We start from the raw sequence: 655 nt of genomic DNA, 5'->3' as shown, positions 1-655 counted from the left end.
AGTGATACATTCATCTGGTCACGCGGCGATGGAAACGATTGGATTATTGACAATGCCAGCTCAACGACTGAGCTGGACCGCCTTGTCCTGACCGATGTGACGCCCGAGGAAGTTCGTCTTGTACGTGACAATGGCTCTAACCATCTGAAGGTGATTGTTTCCGGGCCAAATGGAGACGAAGTGATCAACGTCGGCAATCGCTATGAGCATTGGGACAAAGGTTACGGCATTGAAGTGATCGAATTTGGCAATGGCGAAACCTGGACGCTGAACGACATTCTGGCCAACACACAGGTCACCGGCACTGCGGGGGCTGAAACTATTGTTGGGACCAGCTACCGGGATAACCTTTATGGCGGTGCTGGGAATGACGAGCTGAACGGCAGCTGGAATAGTGATCTGCTTGTGGGCGGAACCGGGGATGACAGGTTGCGCGGCGGAGATGGTCATATCTACGAAGTAAACGGAAGTGATACATTCATCTGGTCACGCGGCGATGGAAACGATTGGATTATTGACAATGCCAGCTCAACGACTGAGCTGGACCGCCTTGTCCTGACCGATGTGACGCCCGAGGAAGTTCGTCTTGTACGTGACAATGGCTCTAACCATCTGAAGGTGATTGTTTCCGGGCCAAATGGAGACGAAGTGATCA

The 655-nt window shown here is 52.4% G+C and carries 1 protein-coding gene; it reads left to right on the top strand.

Annotation, left to right across the window (positions count from 1 at the left end):
* Positions 1 to 655, top strand: a 655-nt coding sequence (locus ACR0KW_RS24270) for a calcium-binding protein (RefSeq protein WP_480807312.1), incomplete at both ends; no start/stop codon positions are given.

Source organism: Ruegeria sp. CG11 (assembly GCF_056537245.1).
This window is presented reverse-complemented; position numbering and strand designations above follow the sequence as displayed.